The following is an 18,402-nucleotide window of genomic DNA, read 5'->3' as shown; positions in this document are numbered from 1 at the left end:
TTCTTCCCTTCTTATTGGAGTCAGCCTTGCTGTATGCGTTTCATAGCGTCTTCACGTCGTTTTGATGTCCCGCTATTGTGATAGATATCCACACTTTTCAAGATGCGGTCAAATAGTCGACCTTTCTTATCAATGACGTTCCCCCACTTATCTTTAAATAGCCATTGCTCCAATTCGTCTAAGTCAAGATTGGATGTAATATTAGTCTTTTTCCCTTGTCTGCCGTTAAGAATAGGGAATAGCACGTCCTTATATTCATCCGCCAGCAAATCCCCAGCTCCTAATTCATCCAACGTCAACAAATCGCACGATACAGCACCATTGATTACGTCAGTTAAGTTTATTTTTGAATCGAATCTAGTGGCTGTTTTTGCTAGTTTCATGAGCTGAGGTACGTCCAAAAACAAGCAAACATAACCTTGCCGATTCAGCTCGTGGTGTATAGCCGCCATCAAATGACTTTTTCCGTTCCCAGGGTCCCCGTAGAACAATAATCCGGTCTCTCTGGTCTCGTAGGTATCTATAAAGTCTAACGCCGCTCTATGCACCTGTTCTGTGCCTGTACGTGGCTGGAAACTTTCAAAGGACGCTCGTTTAAGTTCCTCGTTCATGATGCTTCTTGCAAATACACGCTCCATTTGCCCTCTGCGGTGCCTTCGGTCACTTTCTAACTGCGCCTTTTCGCTTTCTTCTTGCACACATTTACACGCCCGATTAAGCCCCCATTGTTTCTTAGGTGGGAAATAGGTTCGTTTAATCTGCTGGCGGCACTTCAAGCAGCAGTACACGCCCTCGTATTCATCATCTGCGAACAAACATGTCGTACTTCGAACCGGCTCCCGTGGATCTTTCGGAATCTCCTTCCGCTCTGATCCGATCTTGTTGATCGCTTCCGCTATTGGCGACCGCCCCACCGTTCTGGCTGGCTTGTGCTTGGCTGTCTGCATCGTGTTTTGAAGAAGCTGCTTTTCCTCCGGTGAAAGGTTTAGCTTGTCTATATCCACCCTTCTGCTCCTCCTCTTCTACTCTTTCGACAACCCAGTTTAAAATGGCTCGGTAATCACTAGCGTATTTTTTGCCTTTTGAGCCTTTATAGTTGTCCAAGATTTCTATCATTCGTTTTGTTCTATCTTCTCCATGAGCAAGAACAAGTTTGTCATATTCTTGTTGAGTCAGTTTTACAAACTCAGCAAATTTGATTTTGGGTATACTGTCTTTTTTCTTATCATTCTTAACATTCTCTATATTCTTTACATTCTTGTTTGTGTTCACTGGTTGTTCATCCGTTGTTCGCTCGTTGTTCACTAGGTGTTCATTTTGGTGTTCACTTGTTTGGTAATCAGACCACGAAAGTATTGATACCAAACGGTTTTGGTTGTTTGTTCGTTGTTCAATTTGCTGTTCGTTTTCGAACATTTTTAAGACTCGTTGCACCTTGCTTTCGTGAATGTTAAATCTCTCCGCAATCTTCTTTCGACCAGTGATTAACTGCCCCGGTTGAAGGGTGATTTTCTCTCCAGCAAATACCGCTGGCTGCTCTTTGTGTGTTGCATTCATAAGGAGGTACATCCACACAGCCAGAAAATCACTATCCTTACAAACAACCGGATTATCCAAAGTTTTACGGTGGAGTTTGATCCATCCGTCCATGTCACCACCTACTAATTCTTTAGTGCTATTGCCGTTTGTCTAGCCAACAATCTCTTTGTTCTGATCCCTTCAGGATGTTCGTCCAAATACTTATGACATACCAAGCAGCTATCTAGTAAATCCAACTCCGTTGTCTTATGATCAATATGTCCACGTCCAGTAATATGAGCTTGTTGGACAGCTCTAGCACCCTTACACTTGATCATGACCTCACAATAGCCCTCTGAACGCTCTCTGACCTTTTTGCGGACCTTGTTTGAAATATCACCCTTCTGCTTCTGTGTAAGCTTTACACGGACACTTGCACCGGGCTTATCAACCGGATGAAATCCATAGTCGATCATTGCATGCCTCCAATCTCTAAAAAGGAAGATCCTCGTCTGCTATATCAATCGGTTTGCCATCATCGGAAAATGGATCGTTGTTGTTTTTGGTCCCTGCCTGCTGTCTACCAGCACTATCATTCTTGTTAGATTCAAGGAACCGGACGTTATCAGCCACAATTTCAGTGACGTAAACACGCTTTCCCTCGTTGTTTTCATAGTTCCTCACTTGAACCCGACCTTCTACAGCTGTTAAACGCCCTTTTTTTAGATAATTAGCGCACGTCTCGGCAAGCTGCCGCCATGTAACGATTGGTAAAAAGTCCGCCTCTCGTTCGCCGCCTTGGCTTGTAAACGGACGGTCTACGGCAAGAGTAAAGGAGCATGTTGCAACTCCGCTGGGTGTATATCGTAATTCAGGTTCTTTGGTCAAACGGCCGATCAATATTACTCGATTTAACAATGTGTTATCCCCTTTATCTATTAATCAAATCTGAATAGTGTACTATTTGGTTGAGTTGTTTCGTCTCCCGACAGTATCGGCAGCGTTCACAACGACGTGGTTTCACTAAGCCCGCTTTGACTTCAATCAAGTGTGGCATGTTATCCGCTATCCCCTCTAATTCACGCTTGATGTCGTACCCGTTGATACCGATCACGGCTTTATCTGGCGGGTCCTGCTTTGATACCGCAACGATAATAGGTTCAATCCATCCGTCACGCTGCTGTACAATCCGTTCAATCTCAGCGTATAGGGCCATTTGAGTTACATAGTGGTTTTGCTGTACAAAGGACACATAACCGTTGTCCTGATCCCAAGATTCCTTATGGATGGATTGGACTGTTTTAATATCTGAAAACCGATTGCGTTCCAAAGCGTAATTATCCATTTTAATTTTCCAATTTGCTCCGGCAAAACTGGCGGTCATTATGACCTCTTTTTTTCCTTGCAATACAAACATACAAAGCGCATCACTCTCTATGGTTTCGATCATCTTGTTGGCATATTGGAACTGGGATTTCAGTTTTCCTTTCGTTGCTCCACGAGTAACTATGATTTCAGGGTTACTATCTTTGAATCTTTTAAAAGCTTCTGGTCCCTCGAAATAGGCATGCACATAGGAGCCGACCAGGAGCGCATCTGTAGCTGGTTCCGTCCAGCCTTGAAGCCTAGCCATAGCTCGCGCTTCACAGTCTCGGAACTCTTTATACTGGCTGTTACTCCAATAGGTTAGGTTGGCTTCCTGAGAGTAATAGTTTTCTTCATTCAGCAGCATCTGGACCACCGTCCGTCTTCGCCTTTTCCACTTCTTGTTGCGCCTTAAATTCCAATTCAGCAGCGCTAGGAACATGGACCGCCCCAAAGTCAAAATAGTCTTCACGTTTGCCCATGCCATCTCTGAGCGACTTCCAAATGTTCCCGATACGAAGATAGTCATTTTCAGTGAATGCATCCTGAGCGCATCCGATGCACTTCTCAATCATTTCTTTATTAACTCCGTACTTCTCCTGGAACTGTTGGAATGCTTTCCTTACACGGTCAGCAAGCGGTTCTGTGTAGCTGTTGACCAGCGTCTTGCGGCATTCTGCAAGAGCTGCATCTACTATATCGCCCGGGATTACACCAAGGATGCAAGCGCGCATCCTGCGACTGCCCATATTTGCTACAACCTCGTAAACGTCACGTGCTTCAGTGAGTTGCTTTGTGGTGCTCCCCGCCTTACGTTCATGTTTGACTGTAAAAACAATCTGGCGGCGAGTATTCGTTTCAATATCCCATGCATAGGCCATAGCCTTGGACTCACCGTTCCGTTGCTCCAGCTCAATCAGCCCGTAATCAATATTGCCCCATGACTGTGCTAATACCTCAGCCAGCCGAATAGATGGCCCGGAAACCTTACTACCACCTTTCGGATATTCATATTCCGCCTCTTCTGCAAGCTTCTTCCGCTGGCAGGAAAGCATGATGCGGTTAAAGGATGCCTGTTGATCACGTGGGAACTGTTTTGCCATAAAAATAGCTGCTTTTACTTCCTCAGTTTGGCGAGTTGTCGCCATTTCGGTAGTGGTTGATCGGAAAGAAGGCGGGGCCTCCGGTAAGTAATTTTGATAGTCAATTGGTTGTTGATCGTCAAAACTCATATTTACATCCTCCTAAAATTTTGATATAGTGACCACAAATGTTTATTTAAATGTTTCTGATTCGACTCTGGTTGCAGCCAGGGTCGTTTCACTTTCTAAGGTATTACGCACGTCATACAAAGCTTCGAGTACATATTGCAATTTACCATCCCGAAAAATCAACAATGGTTCTACGATGTTATTGAGCGATTTACCACGTATCTCCGTATCAGCTTGAAGTTCCTCCAGAACCCGGATTGCTTGTTCTAACGGCGTTTTCACGTTTGGCTCCCTCCTTTTGCTCACGTCTAATCCGACGATATTCCTGATATGTTACATCACTGCTGAATTTGAAAATCACAGTTCCATTCGGATGCTCTATGGCTTGTCCGCCTACTTGGGATAAAGCACACAAATCCGCGTAACTACTACTGCCTTTGCACCTTACTTGCATATGCATCATCCATCACCCTCACCAGTACCTGATTTTTACACTCAACAGCATCAAGCATGCATTCCATACAATGGGGCTGGTTATCTTCATAGACCAAATACTTGGCTTCTGCGCCGCATCCGCATCTGATCTCCATGTCACACCTCCCATTTGATCTTTTGAGACAACTCAACATAACGACCAAATGAGATACGGTTTTTGATAAGTCCATATTCAGGCTCCTGCTCATACAATCGGCCCAAGTATTCCAGATGTTCATCCGTCAGTACACTCAGCCCCGTAAGATCCTTTGTGATTACCGCAGGACGTTTACGCCACCACCGCCACATACCTATCAACTCCTTTTGATAGATTCTGCCTGCAACCTTGCCATAGTTTTAAGCTGGAACCATCTACCGTCACGCTTGATCAGCAGCATGTCATTTACTCGCTTGCCAGCAACAAAACCACTAAAGATTGGGTTCATATTCATTCTCCTTCTTCTAATCCAGAATAGATTTCCTTACGGTATTCTTCATTTGCTTCACCAAGTAACTGCTCAAGCTTGTCCATATTTTCAGCTTGGCTTTTAAATCCTTGTGCGGTCCTGTCATTACCTTTAGATGCATGCACCACGGATTTAGTAGACAAGTCTTCTGCTACGGCTTTAATACCGTCCAGCACGTTCAACATGTCGTCAAAATCTAATGTACGAATAAATTCGATAAGTTCACTTTCCTGTTTGCTCAGTTCCATGTTCAAGCACCCTCCTTGAATTTATTGATAAAGTAAATCTGCCCTTTGCCTGTAATCTTTGTTGTTCGTGTGATTTTGGAACCTTCACTGGAACTCATTCTCTGCCCCATTTTGATTTCCATGATCTTAAGATCCATTGAGCGTTGGGTTGGCATATTGCGTTCGCTACCGGATTTAATGAGGTAACCATTCTGTCGTAACCATTCAAACAACCTGATCTCACCAATCTCAAAACCATTTTGTTTAAGTAGCTTGGCTAAGTCAGCGACGAGAATAGAGTCCTTTGAAACCTCCAGTGCTTCTGCAAATACTACTTTGGGCTTGTCCTGTTCAATCTTCGCTGTCAGTTCTGCTTTCTCTGCATTAGCTTGTTTCAACTTGGATGCAAGTCCGATGATAAAGTCTGGATCATTAAGCGTTTTTTCAATGGTGTCTGGTGTCATGTAGGCGCCATGCTTGCGAATTGCCGGTAGGATCTCATCCGCTACTTTAATTTGAAACGCTTCGCCAACATCGTTTTTAGCTTTCATGGCTAAACGGTAGAAGATGTTCTCAGGTACGAAAGAATCTTTCGCCCACTTGTGGTCGAAACCAAATTCAGTCAAATATTCAAAAATGCGATCCCATCTTATGCTGCTGTAGATTTTCCCTTTCTTGGTCTCTGACTTGGTGAACCCAAGCCCGCGAACAGTGTCCTCTAAACTAAGTTGAACTGTCCCATTTGAATCAATGAATCCTTTAACACCATGGATCGTAACTAATTGAGTCACATAATCAGTCCTTTCAAATAATTTCCTTTCTGGTATGATGTAGATTGTCTAGGCTTACCACCATACGTGGAAGGAGGTGGGAACATGTTGGATTTTGATAAAATTATGAATTTTACTGTTAAGGAAGCTACTTACAAAGCTGCACATAGAATTAAGGATCAGAAGAAAGATTTTTTAACTGAAATGCTCGATCCAGAAATGAAGCAGATTGTAGAACAAAACCATCTTACATTTATTATCATTGAAGAAATGGTCAAAGCTGGTTTGAAACAATACCACGAAGCTTTGGAATTAGATAACGCTAGCAAGTCCTGAATTAATCTTTGTTGAAGTTTTCTAGATACAAGAGGAATGCATCTTTTACTTTCGATTGTTTTTCCTTCTGTATAGAAAGACCATCATCATAAACACCTTTTCCATTTCCGAGTGCTGCTGAAATAGCGGCACTTGCTTTTTCCATTTCCTCACGAAATATTTCTCTTACTCTTTCCTCAGTTAATTGAGTCATACTGTTTCTCCTTTCTTATTGCTGACATTTCTATGTTTCGAACGATTCAATTGATGGAAGTGCTTGTCCAAAAAAACCTTCATTTCTGAACCCCGAATCATCCAGCGTCCACCATCGCGCCCATTAGTGATTAGTTTCATTTCCTCTTTGTAATTTGGATTAAGTAGAATATGTTCTAACAACCAATCTCGTTTTCGGCAAGTCTCAATCTCTAATCTTTTTAAATCCCACCAACATCCAATTTCATGTTTATCAAGAATTGCTTTAGCCGCATCAAAAATCATTTCACGTAGCAGAACTTCATCTAACTTGATCTGCAATATCGGGTTTGTCTTTTGTATTGTCTTCATCCCCTTTCGTGTCTTTTGACACATTCATTTCAAAAAAAATATAATTAAAAACTTTTTTTCCGAAATGAGTTATTAACCCAGACCAGACTTGACCGCTGGCTTCTCGCTGACCACTAAGAAAACGTGAAAGACAAGAAGGAGAAACGCCAATCTGTTTTGCGAAGTGAGAAGCATTAATCCGCTCCTCCTTCATGTATTTTTTTATTTTATCAACATCTATTAGAGCAGTCTTCAAACTTACCACCTCCTTCCTGTTCCTTTTGACACATTAATCATATATCAATTGTGTCAAATAGCAAAACCTTGAATTTGGTCAAATACGTCTATATTCAAGCGAATTCAGGCATTTGTGTCAAATGACAAATATATTTCTTCTTTTAACTTGCTTTTTGACAACAAGAATGTATAATTAGTATTGTCAAATAGCAAAACATTGGATGGTGAATAATTCTTGAAAGACAATGAATTTGAAGAATCATTCGGTCAATTTATTAAGAGGTTACGCGAATCTAAATCCTTAACCATTACAGAAGTCGCAGAAAAGGCGGGAATAAGCCATTCACATCTTTCTAGAATTGAAAATGGTGAAAGGAATGCCCCTAAAGTACAAACGTTGCAAAAATTGTCTAAAATATTGAATTGCCCTTTCGACATCATGATGGAACGGGCTGGCTACATTGAATACGATAAAGCTACACTTAGGCATTTCGTTCAAACATTAAATGATCTTATAAAAGAAAGAGATATTTCATATGAAAAAGTGGGCGAAAGTGTTGGGTTATCTCAGTTTAAACTTATACAAATAGGAGCTCATGGGCTTCCTCCAATGGATAAGATTAATAAGATCGCTGAATTTTTTAGTGTGTCAGCAGATTACTTGCTTGGGCAAAACGAAAGATCAATTAACACTGATGAAGAAGATGACGTTGATTCAATTGCTTCAATACCAGAGGAACGTGAATACAAAGAATTTAAAAAATTTCTGAATAATCCTGAATATGGATTGTTTTTCAGAGATTATTTAGAAGCGCCTGAAGAAAGAAAACGGGAACTAATGCAGTTCTGGAGATTCATTCAGGAGAAAGAAAAAGACCGCAAACCAGGCGATTACCAAGGAGAAAAATAATATATCAAATCAATTATCTTGTGGCCTATGTCGTAAGACTGGCTTCTTCTACCCATACATACGAACATACATTCCGATTACCTGGAGGAACGACATGATTTCCCATTATCAACCTACATACTTAGAACATTGTATTGAAAATATGTATTTAAAAAATGGTATTACTGAACCTCAACATGTAACTATCGAAAGAATTGCAGCTGCTTTGAATATCTGGATTTACTCGTCTGCCCAAAAAAGCAAGGCTTATGAATCAGCGTCCGGTTTACGTAGTGTGCTTTTAGATAATCGGTTGCCTTTAAGGGAACAACGTATTGAGTTGCTTCATGAAGTGGGTCATTTACTAAGACACGCAGGTAATCAAACAATTATGCCCAGGGCGTTCATAGAACTTCAAGAAGCAGATGCAGATCAATTCGTTCTCTATGCTTCAATGCCTTTCTTTATGCTGTCTAGGCTTAAGCTGCCAAGGTTATTTAACGATGCCCTTTTATATCTATCTAATACATTTGAAGTCCCTATTTATCTAGCTAGAAAAAGATTAAACCAAATAATGCGGAGAAATTATGAAGGGCAAATACGGACAAGCATTGAACAGCAAACCAATACTACGAAAGGGGTGATGTCTAAAAAAATACCGCAGATTTGTGAACCAACAATTTACGCTTACTACGATCCATCTTTTACTTATGAGGGTCCATCTCAGCTGATATTTCATGTAGATGAAATTACGCTTTCTCAAAAAAAAGAAATCCCGATTCCTTTGGATGGTCCTTTTAAGCCAATCGAAAGTGAAGATCTACTACAGTTTGAAGGGGTGAAAATTCTTCAGCATGACATTGTTTATTTCGAACCTGGAAATATAAAACTCATGCTAGGCCGAATAAGTCGCAGATACGGTACAGGTTCTAAAACTTTACTATTACAAATGAAAGACCTAGAAGAAGTTATAAATCGGGGCAGAATTTATTAATCATGGAGGGAAAATGTTATGGCAAGCTTTCAGAAGTACACAACGAAGAAAGAAGGCAATATGTGGCTGTATAAGTATTACACTGGTGAAATCGACCCAGTAACAGGGAAGAAAAAATCATCTACCAAACGCGGTTTTAAAACCAAAGCAGAAGCAAAATTGGACGCAGCCCAAACTGAAAAGGAAGTAAAAGACGGTAAGTTCATTATACAAGATAAATCAATTACTTTCGAAGAGGTCTATGAGAAGTGGTATGAAACCAATTTTAAAAGATTTAAGCTTCCAACCAGAAAAACAGTTCGCTCATGTTTCAATAGTCAAATTCTCCCGCACTTCGGTAATATAAAAATAAAAGATATAACCCGTTCATATTGCCAAGATGTGATTAACAAAATTGCAGAAGATATTAAATCAGTGGAAAACATGAAGATGTATGCCAATCAAGTTTTCGAGTTTGCAGTTCTGATGGAAATACTCAAGAGCAATCCAATGGATGTAGGCGTCGTCATACCTAAAAAAGAAAGTGATCAATTAGCGGGGGAACAAAAAATGAGAAATTATTGGGAAAAGCACGAAATCAAAAAATTCCTTGGAATAGCCAAGCAAGCATATAGCTATCGTGATCAATTGATGTTTCACCTATTAATTTATACTGGCGCAAGAAAAGGGGAGGTTCTGGCCTTACGTTGGAACGATATAGATTTTAGAGAAAAAACAATTAATCTTGATAAGACATTATTTTTTGATAAAAAAACTTTCACGCCTTTGACCTCCAAAACGCCTGCCTCCAGACGTGTTCTTAGTTTAGACGATACAACCCTTGCCCTGCTAAAAAAACACCGTACAGAGCAAAGCAGAGGCATTGTGCAGCCAATAGGCACTAACGATGACAGAATGATTTTTACACGTGAGGATGGAACACCAATTCGCTTGGCCTATCCAAACGACAAACTGAATGAAATCATTCGCTCTAACAACTTACACAAAATAACTGTACATGGCTTAAGACATACCCATGCATCACTTTTATTTGAAGCCGGGGCCAGCATTAAAGAAGTCCAGGAACGTCTTGGACATTCAGATATTAAAATGACTATGAACATTTACACGCATGTAACAAAAGCAGTAAAAGAAAAAACAGCTGATCGGTTTGAAAAATTTATGGAATTCGAGCCTCCAATCACTGGTTCAGATGTGGTCACGAATGATCAAGAATAATAAAAATGGTCAAAATATGGTCACGGAACTTTTTAGCTCAAATTAAAGCCCCTGACCAATGAAGGCCAAGGGCTGAAATTCCTTGATATACAAGGGATATTAACGTTTCGAGAACTGTGGAGCACGACGAGCGGCTTTGAGACCGTATTTTTTACGTTCTTTCATACGTGGGTCACGAGTCAAAAATCCTGCTTTTTTCAAAGCTGGACGGAATTCCGGATCTGCTTTCAACAAAGCACGGGAAATACCGTGGCGAATTGCGCCGGCTTGACCAGAGATACCACCACCATGAGCGATAACGAGTACGTCATAGCTACCAACTGTTTCTGTCAGGTTCAGTGGTTGTTTTACGATCAGTTTGAGAGTTTCCAAACCGAAATATTCATTAATATCACGCTTATTGATGACAATGCGTCCTTCACCCGGTACGAGACGAACACGAGCTACCGAATGTTTACGACGACCTGTCCCATAGTATTGTACTTGTGCCATGAAACTGTCCTCCCTTTTAATTATCCGCGAAGTTCGTAAACTTCAGGTTTTTGTGCTGCATGTGGATGCTCAGTGCCTCTGTAAGCTTTAAGTCTCAGCTTCATTTTCTCGCCTTGACGAGTTTTAGGAAGCATACCGTGAACAGCCAATTCCAACATGCGCTCAGGCTTGTTCTTAACCATTTCTTGTGCAACCGTTACTTTCAGACCACCCGGATGCAGGGAGTGACGGTAGTATTTCTTGTTCTCCATTTTTTTACCGGTCAATACGATTTTTTCCGCATTGATTACAACAACAAAATCACCTGTGTCCACATGTGGTGTAAACTGTGGCTTGTGTTTGCCGCGAATCAACGCAGCCGCTTCGCTTGCCAGACGACCGAGCGTTTTGCCTTCGGCATCAATGATGTGCCAGTTGCGCTCAACTTCATTTGGCTTCGCCATATACGTAGTACGCATGAAAAGTATCCTCCTTAAGTTCGTTAACAGAAATCATCATTTATCTTCGTTCGTTAAGTTGCTGCATTATTGATGGATTAGATGTTACTTTAAAGTGATTATCTTAATTGGGGCTGTGGGAAAGCCATTAAGAAAACACAACTTTTATATTACAGGATAACCATCAATTCCGCAAGAGTAAAATCAATGTTTTTTGATGTTTTTGTCGTACTCTACATTCCAGAGAGTTAAAGCGTGTCCGACGGCCGTAGGTCCAGCCTTTGAACGATTTTTCGCCTCCAAAATGGAAGGAATATCATCCGACGATTTTTTGCCTTCTCCCACTTCCAGCAAAGTCCCCATAATAATCCGAACCATGTGCTGCAAAAATCCGCTACCTGTAATATAAGTATGGATAATTCCCTGATCATCCGAGCCCGGACGTGAAAAGGAATGGTCTACTGTCATATAGGCTTCGTAAATAGTGCGAACATGATTCGTCTTTTGGGAACGTCGAGATGCGAACGAAGTATAATCAAAGGTGCCAACTAAATGAGCCAACCCTTCCTCCATCGCTCTTACATCCAAACTCGTTGGATGATGGGCCTGTGTACGACGGTGAAAGATGTCCGGAAACCGGTTCGCATTAATACTGTACCGATATGTCTTCCGCTTCGCCATGCGGCGTGCATGAAAGGACATTGGCACCTCTCTCGCATCCGTAACGATGATATCACGAGGCAACCAGGCATTAAGTGCCAGACACCAGCGCTGTATTGGAATCGGCGATTCAGTGTGAAAATTGAATACCTGCCCGTATGCATGTACACCTGCATCTGTACGGCCTGAGCCTGTAATTTTAAGACGCTCGCCCGTCAATGAGTAGATAGCATGTTCAAGGCAGTCCTGAATAGTGTTACCGTTAGGCTGCGTCTGAAAGCCATCATAGTGGGTTCCGTCATAGTTCACCTTCATGCACAAGTTCCGCATGCTTCTCACACCTTTATAGGGGTATTCTCTGGCCTTACAAGGAATAACCGAACATAACAAAGGAGAAGTCCCTCAAGGACTCCTCCAAGAGAAAAAAAGGGTTGTTCAGAATCAAGCCGATTCTGTCCACCCTTCCCTCATCTTCGCCTGTTTACGCGCGGTCAACCAATTCCAGATATACCATTGGAGCGGCGTCGCCACGACGAGGTCCCAATTTCAAGATACGAGTGTATCCACCTGGACGCTCAGTGTAACGTGTAGCCAATTCGCTAAACAGCTTTTGGATTGCATCCTGCTCACCATCCAAAGTTTCACGGCGAACGAACGCAGCCACTTGACGACGTGCGTGCAGATCTCCTTTTTTCGCTTTGGTGATCAGTTTTTCAGCAATAGAACGAACTTCTTTTGCTTTAGCCTCAGTAGTTTGGATACGCTCATACAAGAACAGATCGGTTACCAAATCACGAAACAAAGCTTTACGGGCACTGGAGTTACGGCCCAATTTTTGGTATGCCATGTAAATTCCCCTCCTTCACAAAAACGTTGCTGTACTATTCTTCCGTACGAAGTCCTAAACCAAGTTCCTCGAGCTTCTCTTGTACTTCTTCCAAAGATTTGCGACCCAAGTTACGGACCTTCATCATATCTTCTTCAGATTTAGTCGTGAGTTCTTGTACCGTATTGATACCAGCGCGCTTAAGGCAGTTATAGGAACGGACGGAGAGATCCAGCTCTTCGATCGTCATTTCAAGAACTTTTTCTTTCTTGTCTTCTTCTTTTTCAACCATAATTTCAGCATCTTTAGCCTCGTCCGTGAGACCCACGAACAACATCACATGCTCGGTCAAAATTTTGGCTCCAAGGCTCACTGCTTCCTCGGGACGAATACTTCCGTCAGTCCAAACCTCAAGTGTCAGCTTGTCATAATTCGTAACCTGGCCGACACGCGTATTTTCTACGCCGTAGTTCACGCGTGCAATCGGAGTGTAGATGGAGTCGACGGGAATGACGCCGATCGGCTGGTCATCACGTTTGTTCCGATCCTGCTTAACGTAACCGCGACCGCGATTGGCAAAAATACGCATGTGAAGTCTCGAACCCGGTCCGAGCGTAGCAATGTGAAGATCCGGATTAAGAATTTCCACATCACTATCCGCACGGATATCTCCTGCCGTTACAACTCCTTCGCCTTCCGCATCGATTTCGAGTACTTTCTCTTCATCCGAGTGGATTTTAAGCGATAAAGCTTTCAAGTTCAGAATGATCTCCGTTACGTCTTCCTTCACACCGGGAACCGTTGCAAACTCGTGCAGAACCCCATCGATTTGAACCGATGTGACTGCTGCCCCCGGTAACGAGGATAACAGAATACGGCGAAGCGAGTTTCCAAGCGTCGTACCGTATCCGCGTTCCAGCGGTTCTACTACGAATTTTCCATAGGTGCCATCATCATTGACGTCAACCGTCTCAATTTTCGGCTTTTCGATTTCTATCACTGCAATATCCCTCCTTCAAAACGTCGCTCCTATATGAAACATTCACCTTATCCATAGTCTATCATGCAGTATACCTAAACATCCATTCTTGGCAGTTTGTGCCGGATCTATACTACACGCAGAGGAGAAATCTCATTAGACGCGACGACGTTTTGGAGGACGGCATCCGTTATGAGGTACCGGAGTTACGTCTTTGATCAGGTTAACTTCCAAACCAGCAGCTTGCAAAGAGCGGATTGCTGCTTCGCGACCTGCACCAGGTCCTTTAACCATGACTTCGACAGTTTTCATGCCGTGTTCCATAGCAGCTTTAGCAGCAGTTTCTGCGGCCATTTGCGCTGCGAATGGAGTAGATTTACGGGAACCACGGAATCCCATGCCGCCTGAGCTGGCCCAAGAGATTGCGTTACCGTGTGGATCTGTGATCGTAACGATCGTGTTGTTGAACGTGGAACGGATGTGTGCCACGCCAGTCTCGATATTTTTACGGTCACGGCGTTTTGTACGTACAACTTTTTTCGGTTTAGCCATTGAATGTTATCCTCCCTTCTTATTTCTTTTTGTTCGCTACAGTCCGACGAGGACCTTTACGCGTACGAGCATTAGTTTTAGTACGTTGTCCGCGAACAGGCAACCCACGACGGTGACGAACACCACGGTAGCAGCCAATCTCAGTCAGACGTTTAATATTCAAGGAAATTTCACGACGCAGATCGCCTTCTACTTTAACTTCTTTGTCGATCGTTTCACGTAATTTGCTCACTTCATCTTCAGTCAAATCACGAACACGCGTGTTTGCACTGATGCCTGTTTCCTTCAAGATTTTCTGAGAAGTCGTTTTACCGATTCCGAAAATGTAAGTCAAGGCGATCTCAACGCGTTTGTCACGTGGCAAATCCACACCAGCTATACGAGCCATTTTACGCTACACCCCCTTCTATTAACCTTGTTTTTGTTTGTGTTTCGGATTTTCGCAAATAACCATTACATTCCCTTTGCGGCGAATGACTTTGCATTTTTCGCAAATAGGTTTTACAGAAGGTCTTACCTTCATGTTGATTACCTCCTCCAAGCTTTACCCTGGTAAAACTCGCTTCGTGAACATTCACATCGTTTTGCCGAGCAAAACAAGTTTTTTTAAATGATATACGTTTAATAAAAACCTGCATGAATTACTTGCGGTACGTTATACGGCCTTTGGTTAAATCGTAAGGCGATAACTGTACAACCACCTTGTCGCCTGTCAAAATACGGATAAAGTGCATCCGCAGCTTTCCGGAAACATGAGCAAGAATTTGATGACCGTTCTCCAGCTCTACCTTGAACGTAGCGTTCGGCAGTGGCTCGATTACCGTACCTTCAACCTCAATGACATCTTCTTTGGCCAAAGTCAGTCTCCTTTCTCTTCAGCTTGGTATTCGGACGAATCCAGGAAAGTTTTCACTGCATGGCGCAGCTTTCCATTCGTCACCCGACCGCTTTCGTTTAAACTGTTTACAATCTCGCTACTAATCTTTGGCTGAGGCACCAAATGAAGAACATTTTTCTTCTTCGCTTGATCAAACTTTCGTTTATCCCCATCCGCAATATATACAAACCTGCTATCTGCTACTGAAACGACAACCGCAATCTGTCCGGCACCTCTGCCTTTCAGAATCTTCACCAGCTGACCGATTTGCAGGTTTCCTTGCTGAATCATTCCAATCACCTACGCACTCAGTTTCGTGAAAATGTCCATGCCGCCCGTTCCGCACGTCACCGCTTGCTCGTTATGAGCACATGAGGTTACGTTGATCGTAACGACCGTCCAGTTGTCTTCCAGCGTCCCTACATGGTGAGAACCTATTTGAATCATAGATTCAATAGCCAGCACAATGCCGGTTTTCAGCCTCGGCCCCTGCTCAGGAATACCACGGTTTGGATTCTCAATATATTGCCGAATGGCATGCGACATTGTAAACTGGCGAGTTTTCGCGATGATATCGCCTTTGTTTAACTTGCGTTTGCCGGGAAATCCGTGCACCAGTTGTTCGTTGACTGAAGCGCAAATGCTAGCAGGAAAACCGTTATAACCTTTAAAAGACGGCACAGCTCCCTGACTGCGAATATACCGATCAGCTAAATGATCAAGTTCACCGGTCGTAATACCGGGCTCGATGTGTCCTGCCAAGAAATGATCCGTTTCCGTAACTATTCTCTCAGCTTTCCTCATAAAGCTTGATTCCGCCCCCGACTTGCAAATGATCATTACAGCTAACCCCGCAACAAGGACACGATATTTTGGGAAACCACATCAATATCCTGTTCTCCGTCGATATGACGCAGAAGATTCTGGTTCTCATAAAACGTGAGGAGTGGTGCTGTTTTATTACTATATTCGTCAAGTCGTGTTCTTACGCTATCTTCATTATCGTCAGGACGCTGATAGAGTTCCCCACCGTCTTTGTCGCAAATGCCTTCAACCTTAGGAGGATTAAAGACAATATGATAGCTAGTTCCGCAGGTTTTACAAACCCGCCGTCCTGTGATTCGTGCCAACAAGTTGTCACTATCCACTTTCAAGTTAATAACGTCATCTAGCTTCGTATTCAAACGACCCAAAATTTGATCCAAGGCTTCAGCCTGAGCCAAAGTTCTTGGAAAACCGTCCAGCAAGAACCCTTTCTTGCAATCTGGCTGTTGCAGCCGTTCTTCAACGATGCCGATTGTTACGTCATCCGGAACAAGTTCACCCTTGTCGATATATTCTTTAGCTTTAATGCCAATAGGTGTTCCCTGTTTCATCGCTAGGCGAAAAGCATCACCTGTCGAGATATGAGGAATGCCGAATTCCTTCACAATGACATCTGCTTGTGTACCTTTACCAGCCCCCGGAGGGCCCATGATCAAAATATTCACAATCTGTCACTCCTCAAGACGACCCCTACACAAGAAACAGCACAAAAGGTGCCGGTAAGCATGCGAACATCCTAAGCCGGTACCTATTGCCTATTTGTTGATGAAGCCTTTGTAATGGCGTTTGATCAGTTGGCTTTCGATTTGCTTCATTGTATCCAATGCTACACCAATGATGATGAGCAATGAAGTACCGCCAATTTGCACGGAACGAGGCAAGCCCGAAAGCGAACCGAAGAATACCGGCAAAACGGATATGACTGCCAGAAACAAAGCTCCTGTCATTGTCAAACGTGACATTACTCGTGTCAAGTATTTCTCCGTGGCTTTACCCGGACGAATTCCCGGAATATAACCGCCGTTTTTCTTCATATTGTCGGCCATTTGCTGCGGATTCATCTGTACAAAGGTATAGAAGAATGTGAAACCGATAATCATTACGACATACAAAACCATGCCCAGCGGCTTGTCATAATACAAGTAAGTGGTAACCCACTTAGCCCAAACATGATCTGCCCAGAAACTCGCAATAATTGTCGGGAATTGCAGCAATGATACCGCAAAGATTACCGGAATAACGCCTGCCGCATTAATTTTCATCGGAATATGCGTATTCTGGCCACCGTACATTTTGTTGCCAACTACACGTTTCGCGTATTGTACCGGGATTTTCCGAATACCTTGCTGGATGTAGATAACACCAACAATAATCAGAACAATCACCAGAGCAATTATAATTGCCTTCAGAATATTCATAAACAGCTGATCCGCCTGAATAAACTGAGATTCTACAACCGTCCGAATATGTCTTGGAATACCCGCCGCAATCCCTGCGAAGATAACAATAGAGATACCATTGCCGATTCCCTTTTCGGTAATTTGCTCACCGAGCCACATAAGGAACGTAGTTCCTGCTGTAAGCACAATGGCAATGACCAGATAATCTGCAAAAGTGGCTCCTGGAATCATCGCTGCACCGTACAGTCGATTAAAGCCAATCGACGTTCCGAATGCTTGAATCAGGCCAAGTATTACCGTACCATAACGCGTAATTTGAGCCAACTTCTTTTTACCATGCTCTCCTTGTTTAGCCCATTCCGCAAGTTTCGGAATCACGTCCATTGACAGCAACTGTACAATGATGGACGCTGTAATATATGGCATAATCCCGAGGGCGAAGATCGAAAACTGATACAATGCGCCCCCTGAGAAGGTGTTAAGGAGTCCAAACAACTCGCTTCCTGCTTGATCCTGAGAAGTAAAGACTTGCTTGTTCACGCCGGGAACCGGCACGAAGGAGCCAATACGATATACAAAGAGTATAAACAGGGTGAACAGGATTCGGGTTCTAAGATCCTCAACCCGCCATATATTTTTCAGGGTCTTGAACATTAGATCACCTCGGTTTTACCGCCGGCAGCTTCAATTTTCTCTACCGCAGATTGAGAGAACTTGTTCGCTTTAACTGTCAATTTCACAGTGATTTCACCGTTACCCAGAATTTTAATTCCGGATTTGGCGTTTTTCACAATGCCATTGTTCAGCAAAAACTCAGGGCTTACTTCTGTACCCGCTGCAAAACTGTTCAAATCTTCGATATTCAAAACCGCATACTCTTTACGAGTAGGATTTACGAAACCGCGTTTAGGCAAGCGACGATACAGTGGGTTTTGACCACCCTCGAAGCCCGGACGTACACCACCGCCGGAACGAGCGTTTTGACCTTTATGACCACGACCAGAAGTTTTACCCGTACCACTACTAGGACCACGACCCAAACGTTTACGTTCTTTGCGGGAGCCTGGAGCTGGGGAAAGCTCATGTAACTTCATCGTTCGTTGCACCTCCTTGATTATTGTTAAAA

33 protein-coding genes are annotated in these 18,402 nt (G+C 43.0%); 4 read left to right on the top strand and 29 right to left on the bottom strand.

Annotated elements, in window-relative coordinates; all coding sequences use genetic code 11:
- Positions 1 to 20: 20 nt before the first annotated feature.
- From JOD82_RS29410 to JOD82_RS29650, 12 genes are all read right to left on the bottom strand, one after another.
- A complete protein-coding gene (locus JOD82_RS29410) occupies positions 21 to 698 on the bottom strand; it encodes an ATP-binding protein (RefSeq protein ID WP_312887718.1) in 678 nt (225 codons plus the stop codon).
- A gap of 103 nt (positions 699 to 801) precedes the next feature.
- Positions 802 to 1,650 carry a hypothetical protein gene (locus JOD82_RS29405; protein ID WP_245249146.1) on the bottom strand — a complete coding sequence of 283 codons (849 nt, stop codon included), beginning with the start codon at positions 1,648 to 1,650 and terminating at the stop codon, positions 802 to 804.
- An 11-nt stretch (positions 1,651 to 1,661) separates the two neighbouring features.
- Positions 1,662 to 1,994 carry a hypothetical protein gene (locus JOD82_RS26245; RefSeq protein WP_209950215.1) on the bottom strand — a complete coding sequence of 111 codons (333 nt, stop codon included), beginning with the start codon at positions 1,992 to 1,994 and terminating at the stop codon, positions 1,662 to 1,664.
- A gap of 16 nt (positions 1,995 to 2,010) precedes the next feature.
- Positions 2,011 to 2,436, bottom strand: a complete 426-nt coding sequence (gene ssb / locus JOD82_RS26240) for a single-stranded DNA-binding protein (RefSeq protein ID WP_209950214.1) — start codon at positions 2,434 to 2,436, stop codon at positions 2,011 to 2,013.
- Between the two features lie 13 nt (positions 2,437 to 2,449).
- Positions 2,450 to 3,250 carry a PD-(D/E)XK nuclease-like domain-containing protein gene (locus JOD82_RS26235; protein WP_209950290.1) on the bottom strand — a complete coding sequence of 267 codons (801 nt, stop codon included), beginning with the start codon at positions 3,248 to 3,250 and terminating at the stop codon, positions 2,450 to 2,452.
- Positions 3,237 to 4,115, bottom strand: a complete 879-nt coding sequence (locus JOD82_RS26230; protein WP_209950213.1) for a hypothetical protein — start codon at positions 4,113 to 4,115, stop codon at positions 3,237 to 3,239. Before JOD82_RS26230 ends, JOD82_RS26235 begins: the two co-directional genes overlap by 14 nt.
- Before the next feature lie 42 nt (positions 4,116 to 4,157).
- Complete coding sequence (locus JOD82_RS26225) at positions 4,158 to 4,376, bottom strand: hypothetical protein (RefSeq protein ID WP_209950212.1); 219 nt, start codon at positions 4,374 to 4,376, stop codon at positions 4,158 to 4,160.
- A gap of 146 nt (positions 4,377 to 4,522) precedes the next feature.
- Complete coding sequence (locus JOD82_RS26220; protein ID WP_209950211.1) at positions 4,523 to 4,684, bottom strand: hypothetical protein; 162 nt, start codon at positions 4,682 to 4,684, stop codon at positions 4,523 to 4,525.
- Position 4,685: 1 nt separating this feature from the next.
- A complete protein-coding gene (locus tag JOD82_RS26215; protein ID WP_209950210.1) occupies positions 4,686 to 4,877 on the bottom strand; it encodes a hypothetical protein in 192 nt (63 codons plus the stop codon).
- A gap of 5 nt (positions 4,878 to 4,882) precedes the next feature.
- On the bottom strand, positions 4,883 to 5,014 hold the full coding sequence (locus tag JOD82_RS29575; RefSeq protein ID WP_280921464.1) for a hypothetical protein: 132 nt from the start codon (positions 5,012 to 5,014) through the stop codon (positions 4,883 to 4,885).
- Between the two features lie 2 nt (positions 5,015 to 5,016).
- A complete protein-coding gene (locus tag JOD82_RS26210; protein ID WP_209950209.1) occupies positions 5,017 to 5,283 on the bottom strand; it encodes a hypothetical protein in 267 nt (88 codons plus the stop codon).
- Between the two features lie 2 nt (positions 5,284 to 5,285).
- Positions 5,286 to 6,053, bottom strand: a complete 768-nt coding sequence (locus tag JOD82_RS29650; RefSeq protein ID WP_312887716.1) for a phage antirepressor KilAC domain-containing protein — start codon at positions 6,051 to 6,053, stop codon at positions 5,286 to 5,288.
- An 84-nt stretch (positions 6,054 to 6,137) separates the two neighbouring features.
- On the opposite strand from JOD82_RS29650, the gene JOD82_RS26200 reads away from it, so the two are divergent.
- The gene (locus JOD82_RS26200; RefSeq protein WP_209950208.1) at positions 6,138 to 6,368 is read left to right on the top strand and encodes a hypothetical protein; all 231 of its coding nucleotides are present in this window, start codon (positions 6,138 to 6,140) and stop codon (positions 6,366 to 6,368) included.
- Between the two features lies 1 nt (position 6,369).
- Here JOD82_RS26200 and JOD82_RS26195 read toward each other — a convergent pair whose 3' ends face one another.
- The 3 genes from JOD82_RS26195 to JOD82_RS26185 are packed head-to-tail and all read right to left on the bottom strand — an operon-like array spanning position 6,370 to position 7,146.
- Entirely contained in the window at positions 6,370 to 6,561 is a 192-nt protein-coding gene (locus tag JOD82_RS26195) for a hypothetical protein (RefSeq protein ID WP_209950207.1), read from the bottom strand.
- A complete protein-coding gene (locus JOD82_RS26190; RefSeq protein ID WP_209950206.1) occupies positions 6,558 to 6,911 on the bottom strand; it encodes a DUF771 domain-containing protein in 354 nt (117 codons plus the stop codon). Before JOD82_RS26190 ends, JOD82_RS26195 begins: the two co-directional genes overlap by 4 nt.
- Complete coding sequence (locus tag JOD82_RS26185; RefSeq protein WP_209950205.1) at positions 6,862 to 7,146, bottom strand: helix-turn-helix transcriptional regulator; 285 nt, start codon at positions 7,144 to 7,146, stop codon at positions 6,862 to 6,864. Before JOD82_RS26185 ends, JOD82_RS26190 begins: the two co-directional genes overlap by 50 nt.
- 216 nt (positions 7,147 to 7,362) lie before the next feature.
- Between JOD82_RS26185 and JOD82_RS26180 the strand changes: the two genes are divergently transcribed.
- The 3 genes from JOD82_RS26180 (at position 7,363) to JOD82_RS26170 (ending at position 10,228) form a co-directional block, all read left to right on the top strand.
- Positions 7,363 to 8,037: a helix-turn-helix transcriptional regulator gene (locus JOD82_RS26180; RefSeq protein ID WP_209950204.1), complete on the top strand. Its 675-nt coding sequence runs from the start codon at positions 7,363 to 7,365 to the stop codon at positions 8,035 to 8,037.
- Positions 8,038 to 8,131: 94 nt separating this feature from the next.
- Positions 8,132 to 9,010, top strand: coding sequence for an ImmA/IrrE family metallo-endopeptidase (locus JOD82_RS26175; RefSeq protein WP_209950203.1), 879 nt, complete (start codon positions 8,132 to 8,134; stop codon positions 9,008 to 9,010).
- A gap of 18 nt (positions 9,011 to 9,028) precedes the next feature.
- A complete protein-coding gene (locus JOD82_RS26170) occupies positions 9,029 to 10,228 on the top strand; it encodes a site-specific integrase (protein WP_209950202.1) in 1,200 nt (399 codons plus the stop codon).
- A gap of 99 nt (positions 10,229 to 10,327) precedes the next feature.
- Here JOD82_RS26170 and rpsI read toward each other — a convergent pair whose 3' ends face one another.
- From rpsI to rplO, 14 genes are all read right to left on the bottom strand, one after another.
- Positions 10,328 to 10,720: a 30S ribosomal protein S9 gene (gene rpsI, locus JOD82_RS26165; RefSeq protein WP_013312140.1), complete on the bottom strand. Its 393-nt coding sequence runs from the start codon at positions 10,718 to 10,720 to the stop codon at positions 10,328 to 10,330.
- Between the two features lie 20 nt (positions 10,721 to 10,740).
- Complete coding sequence (gene rplM / locus JOD82_RS26160; protein WP_013312141.1) at positions 10,741 to 11,178, bottom strand: 50S ribosomal protein L13; 438 nt, start codon at positions 11,176 to 11,178, stop codon at positions 10,741 to 10,743.
- A 183-nt stretch (positions 11,179 to 11,361) separates the two neighbouring features.
- Positions 11,362 to 12,147 (bottom strand): tRNA pseudouridine(38-40) synthase TruA, encoded by a 786-nt coding sequence (gene truA, locus JOD82_RS26155; protein WP_209950201.1) that lies wholly within the window; start codon positions 12,145 to 12,147, stop codon positions 11,362 to 11,364.
- Between the two features lie 151 nt (positions 12,148 to 12,298).
- Complete coding sequence (rplQ, locus tag JOD82_RS26150) at positions 12,299 to 12,664, bottom strand: 50S ribosomal protein L17 (RefSeq protein WP_013312143.1); 366 nt, start codon at positions 12,662 to 12,664, stop codon at positions 12,299 to 12,301.
- A 34-nt stretch (positions 12,665 to 12,698) separates the two neighbouring features.
- A complete protein-coding gene (locus tag JOD82_RS26145; RefSeq protein WP_007432558.1) occupies positions 12,699 to 13,643 on the bottom strand; it encodes a DNA-directed RNA polymerase subunit alpha in 945 nt (314 codons plus the stop codon).
- A 135-nt stretch (positions 13,644 to 13,778) separates the two neighbouring features.
- Positions 13,779 to 14,174, bottom strand: coding sequence for a 30S ribosomal protein S11 (rpsK, locus tag JOD82_RS26140; protein ID WP_013312144.1), 396 nt, complete (start codon positions 14,172 to 14,174; stop codon positions 13,779 to 13,781).
- A 19-nt stretch (positions 14,175 to 14,193) separates the two neighbouring features.
- A complete protein-coding gene (gene rpsM, locus JOD82_RS26135; RefSeq protein WP_007432560.1) occupies positions 14,194 to 14,562 on the bottom strand; it encodes a 30S ribosomal protein S13 in 369 nt (122 codons plus the stop codon).
- A 21-nt stretch (positions 14,563 to 14,583) separates the two neighbouring features.
- Positions 14,584 to 14,697: a 50S ribosomal protein L36 gene (rpmJ, locus tag JOD82_RS26130; RefSeq protein ID WP_003333770.1), complete on the bottom strand. Its 114-nt coding sequence runs from the start codon at positions 14,695 to 14,697 to the stop codon at positions 14,584 to 14,586.
- Between the two features lie 118 nt (positions 14,698 to 14,815).
- Positions 14,816 to 15,031, bottom strand: coding sequence for a translation initiation factor IF-1 (gene infA / locus JOD82_RS26125; protein ID WP_006212898.1), 216 nt, complete (start codon positions 15,029 to 15,031; stop codon positions 14,816 to 14,818).
- Positions 15,032 to 15,033: 2 nt separating this feature from the next.
- The gene (locus JOD82_RS26120; RefSeq protein ID WP_013312145.1) at positions 15,034 to 15,342 is read right to left on the bottom strand and encodes a KOW domain-containing RNA-binding protein; all 309 of its coding nucleotides are present in this window, start codon (positions 15,340 to 15,342) and stop codon (positions 15,034 to 15,036) included.
- Between the two features lie 9 nt (positions 15,343 to 15,351).
- Positions 15,352 to 15,891, bottom strand: a complete 540-nt coding sequence (locus JOD82_RS26115) for a M24 family metallopeptidase (protein ID WP_209950200.1) — start codon at positions 15,889 to 15,891, stop codon at positions 15,352 to 15,354.
- Positions 15,892 to 15,896: 5 nt separating this feature from the next.
- Complete coding sequence (locus tag JOD82_RS26110; RefSeq protein WP_029514486.1) at positions 15,897 to 16,541, bottom strand: adenylate kinase; 645 nt, start codon at positions 16,539 to 16,541, stop codon at positions 15,897 to 15,899.
- 90 nt (positions 16,542 to 16,631) lie between these two features.
- A complete protein-coding gene (secY, locus tag JOD82_RS26105; RefSeq protein ID WP_013312148.1) occupies positions 16,632 to 17,930 on the bottom strand; it encodes a preprotein translocase subunit SecY in 1,299 nt (432 codons plus the stop codon).
- A complete protein-coding gene (gene rplO, locus JOD82_RS26100) occupies positions 17,930 to 18,370 on the bottom strand; it encodes a 50S ribosomal protein L15 (RefSeq protein ID WP_013312149.1) in 441 nt (146 codons plus the stop codon). Before rplO ends, secY begins: the two co-directional genes overlap by 1 nt.
- Between the last annotated feature and the right edge of the window lie 32 nt (positions 18,371 to 18,402).

Origin of the sequence: Paenibacillus sp. 1182 (assembly GCF_017833915.1) — a bacterium.
GTDB classification, from domain to species: Bacteria; Bacillota; Bacilli; order Paenibacillales; family Paenibacillaceae; genus Paenibacillus; species Paenibacillus polymyxa_D.
The sequence above is the reverse complement of the archived record's forward strand: the minus strand, read 5'-3'. Positions and strand labels throughout refer to the sequence as shown.

What these genes read in the sequence shown, in the direction of transcription:
- truA (WP_209950201.1), bottom strand. Translation starts at nt 12,147, where the DNA reads ATGCGGAACTTGTGCATGAAGGTGAACTATGACGGAACCCACTATGAT.
- rpsM (WP_007432560.1), bottom strand. Translation starts at nt 14,562, where the DNA reads ATGGCTCGTATAGCTGGTGTGGATTTGCCACGTGACAAACGCGTTGAG.
- rpsI (WP_013312140.1), bottom strand. Translation starts at nt 10,720, where the DNA reads ATGGCACAAGTACAATACTATGGGACAGGTCGTCGTAAACATTCGGTA.
- JOD82_RS26120 (WP_013312145.1), bottom strand. Translation starts at nt 15,342, where the DNA reads ATGATTCAGCAAGGAAACCTGCAAATCGGTCAGCTGGTGAAGATTCTG.
- JOD82_RS26175 (WP_209950203.1), top strand. Translation starts at nt 8,132, where the DNA reads ATGATTTCCCATTATCAACCTACATACTTAGAACATTGTATTGAAAAT.
- JOD82_RS26115 (WP_209950200.1), bottom strand. Translation starts at nt 15,891, where the DNA reads ATGATCATTTGCAAGTCGGGGGCGGAATCAAGCTTTATGAGGAAAGCT.
- rpsK (WP_013312144.1), bottom strand. Translation starts at nt 14,174, where the DNA reads ATGGCTAAACCGAAAAAAGTTGTACGTACAAAACGCCGTGACCGTAAA.
- JOD82_RS26195 (WP_209950207.1), bottom strand. Translation starts at nt 6,561, where the DNA reads ATGACTCAATTAACTGAGGAAAGAGTAAGAGAAATATTTCGTGAGGAA.
- JOD82_RS26230 (WP_209950213.1), bottom strand. Translation starts at nt 4,115, where the DNA reads ATGAGTTTTGACGATCAACAACCAATTGACTATCAAAATTACTTACCG.
- JOD82_RS26200 (WP_209950208.1), top strand. Translation starts at nt 6,138, where the DNA reads ATGTTGGATTTTGATAAAATTATGAATTTTACTGTTAAGGAAGCTACT.
- rpmJ (WP_003333770.1), bottom strand. Translation starts at nt 14,697, where the DNA reads ATGAAGGTAAGACCTTCTGTAAAACCTATTTGCGAAAAATGCAAAGTC.
- JOD82_RS29405 (WP_245249146.1), bottom strand. Translation starts at nt 1,650, where the DNA reads ATGGACGGATGGATCAAACTCCACCGTAAAACTTTGGATAATCCGGTT.
- secY (WP_013312148.1), bottom strand. Translation starts at nt 17,930, where the DNA reads ATGTTCAAGACCCTGAAAAATATATGGCGGGTTGAGGATCTTAGAACC.
- rplO (WP_013312149.1), bottom strand. Translation starts at nt 18,370, where the DNA reads ATGAAGTTACATGAGCTTTCCCCAGCTCCAGGCTCCCGCAAAGAACGT.
- JOD82_RS26210 (WP_209950209.1), bottom strand. Translation starts at nt 5,283, where the DNA reads ATGGAACTGAGCAAACAGGAAAGTGAACTTATCGAATTTATTCGTACA.
- rplQ (WP_013312143.1), bottom strand. Translation starts at nt 12,664, where the DNA reads ATGGCATACCAAAAATTGGGCCGTAACTCCAGTGCCCGTAAAGCTTTG.
- JOD82_RS29575 (WP_280921464.1), bottom strand. Translation starts at nt 5,014, where the DNA reads ATGAACCCAATCTTTAGTGGTTTTGTTGCTGGCAAGCGAGTAAATGAC.
- rplM (WP_013312141.1), bottom strand. Translation starts at nt 11,178, where the DNA reads ATGCGTACTACGTATATGGCGAAGCCAAATGAAGTTGAGCGCAACTGG.
- JOD82_RS26170 (WP_209950202.1), top strand. Translation starts at nt 9,029, where the DNA reads ATGGCAAGCTTTCAGAAGTACACAACGAAGAAAGAAGGCAATATGTGG.
- JOD82_RS26215 (WP_209950210.1), bottom strand. Translation starts at nt 4,877, where the DNA reads ATGTGGCGGTGGTGGCGTAAACGTCCTGCGGTAATCACAAAGGATCTT.
- JOD82_RS26190 (WP_209950206.1), bottom strand. Translation starts at nt 6,911, where the DNA reads ATGAAGACAATACAAAAGACAAACCCGATATTGCAGATCAAGTTAGAT.
- JOD82_RS26220 (WP_209950211.1), bottom strand. Translation starts at nt 4,684, where the DNA reads ATGGAGATCAGATGCGGATGCGGCGCAGAAGCCAAGTATTTGGTCTAT.
- JOD82_RS26235 (WP_209950290.1), bottom strand. Translation starts at nt 3,250, where the DNA reads ATGCTGCTGAATGAAGAAAACTATTACTCTCAGGAAGCCAACCTAACC.
- JOD82_RS26245 (WP_209950215.1), bottom strand. Translation starts at nt 1,994, where the DNA reads ATGATCGACTATGGATTTCATCCGGTTGATAAGCCCGGTGCAAGTGTC.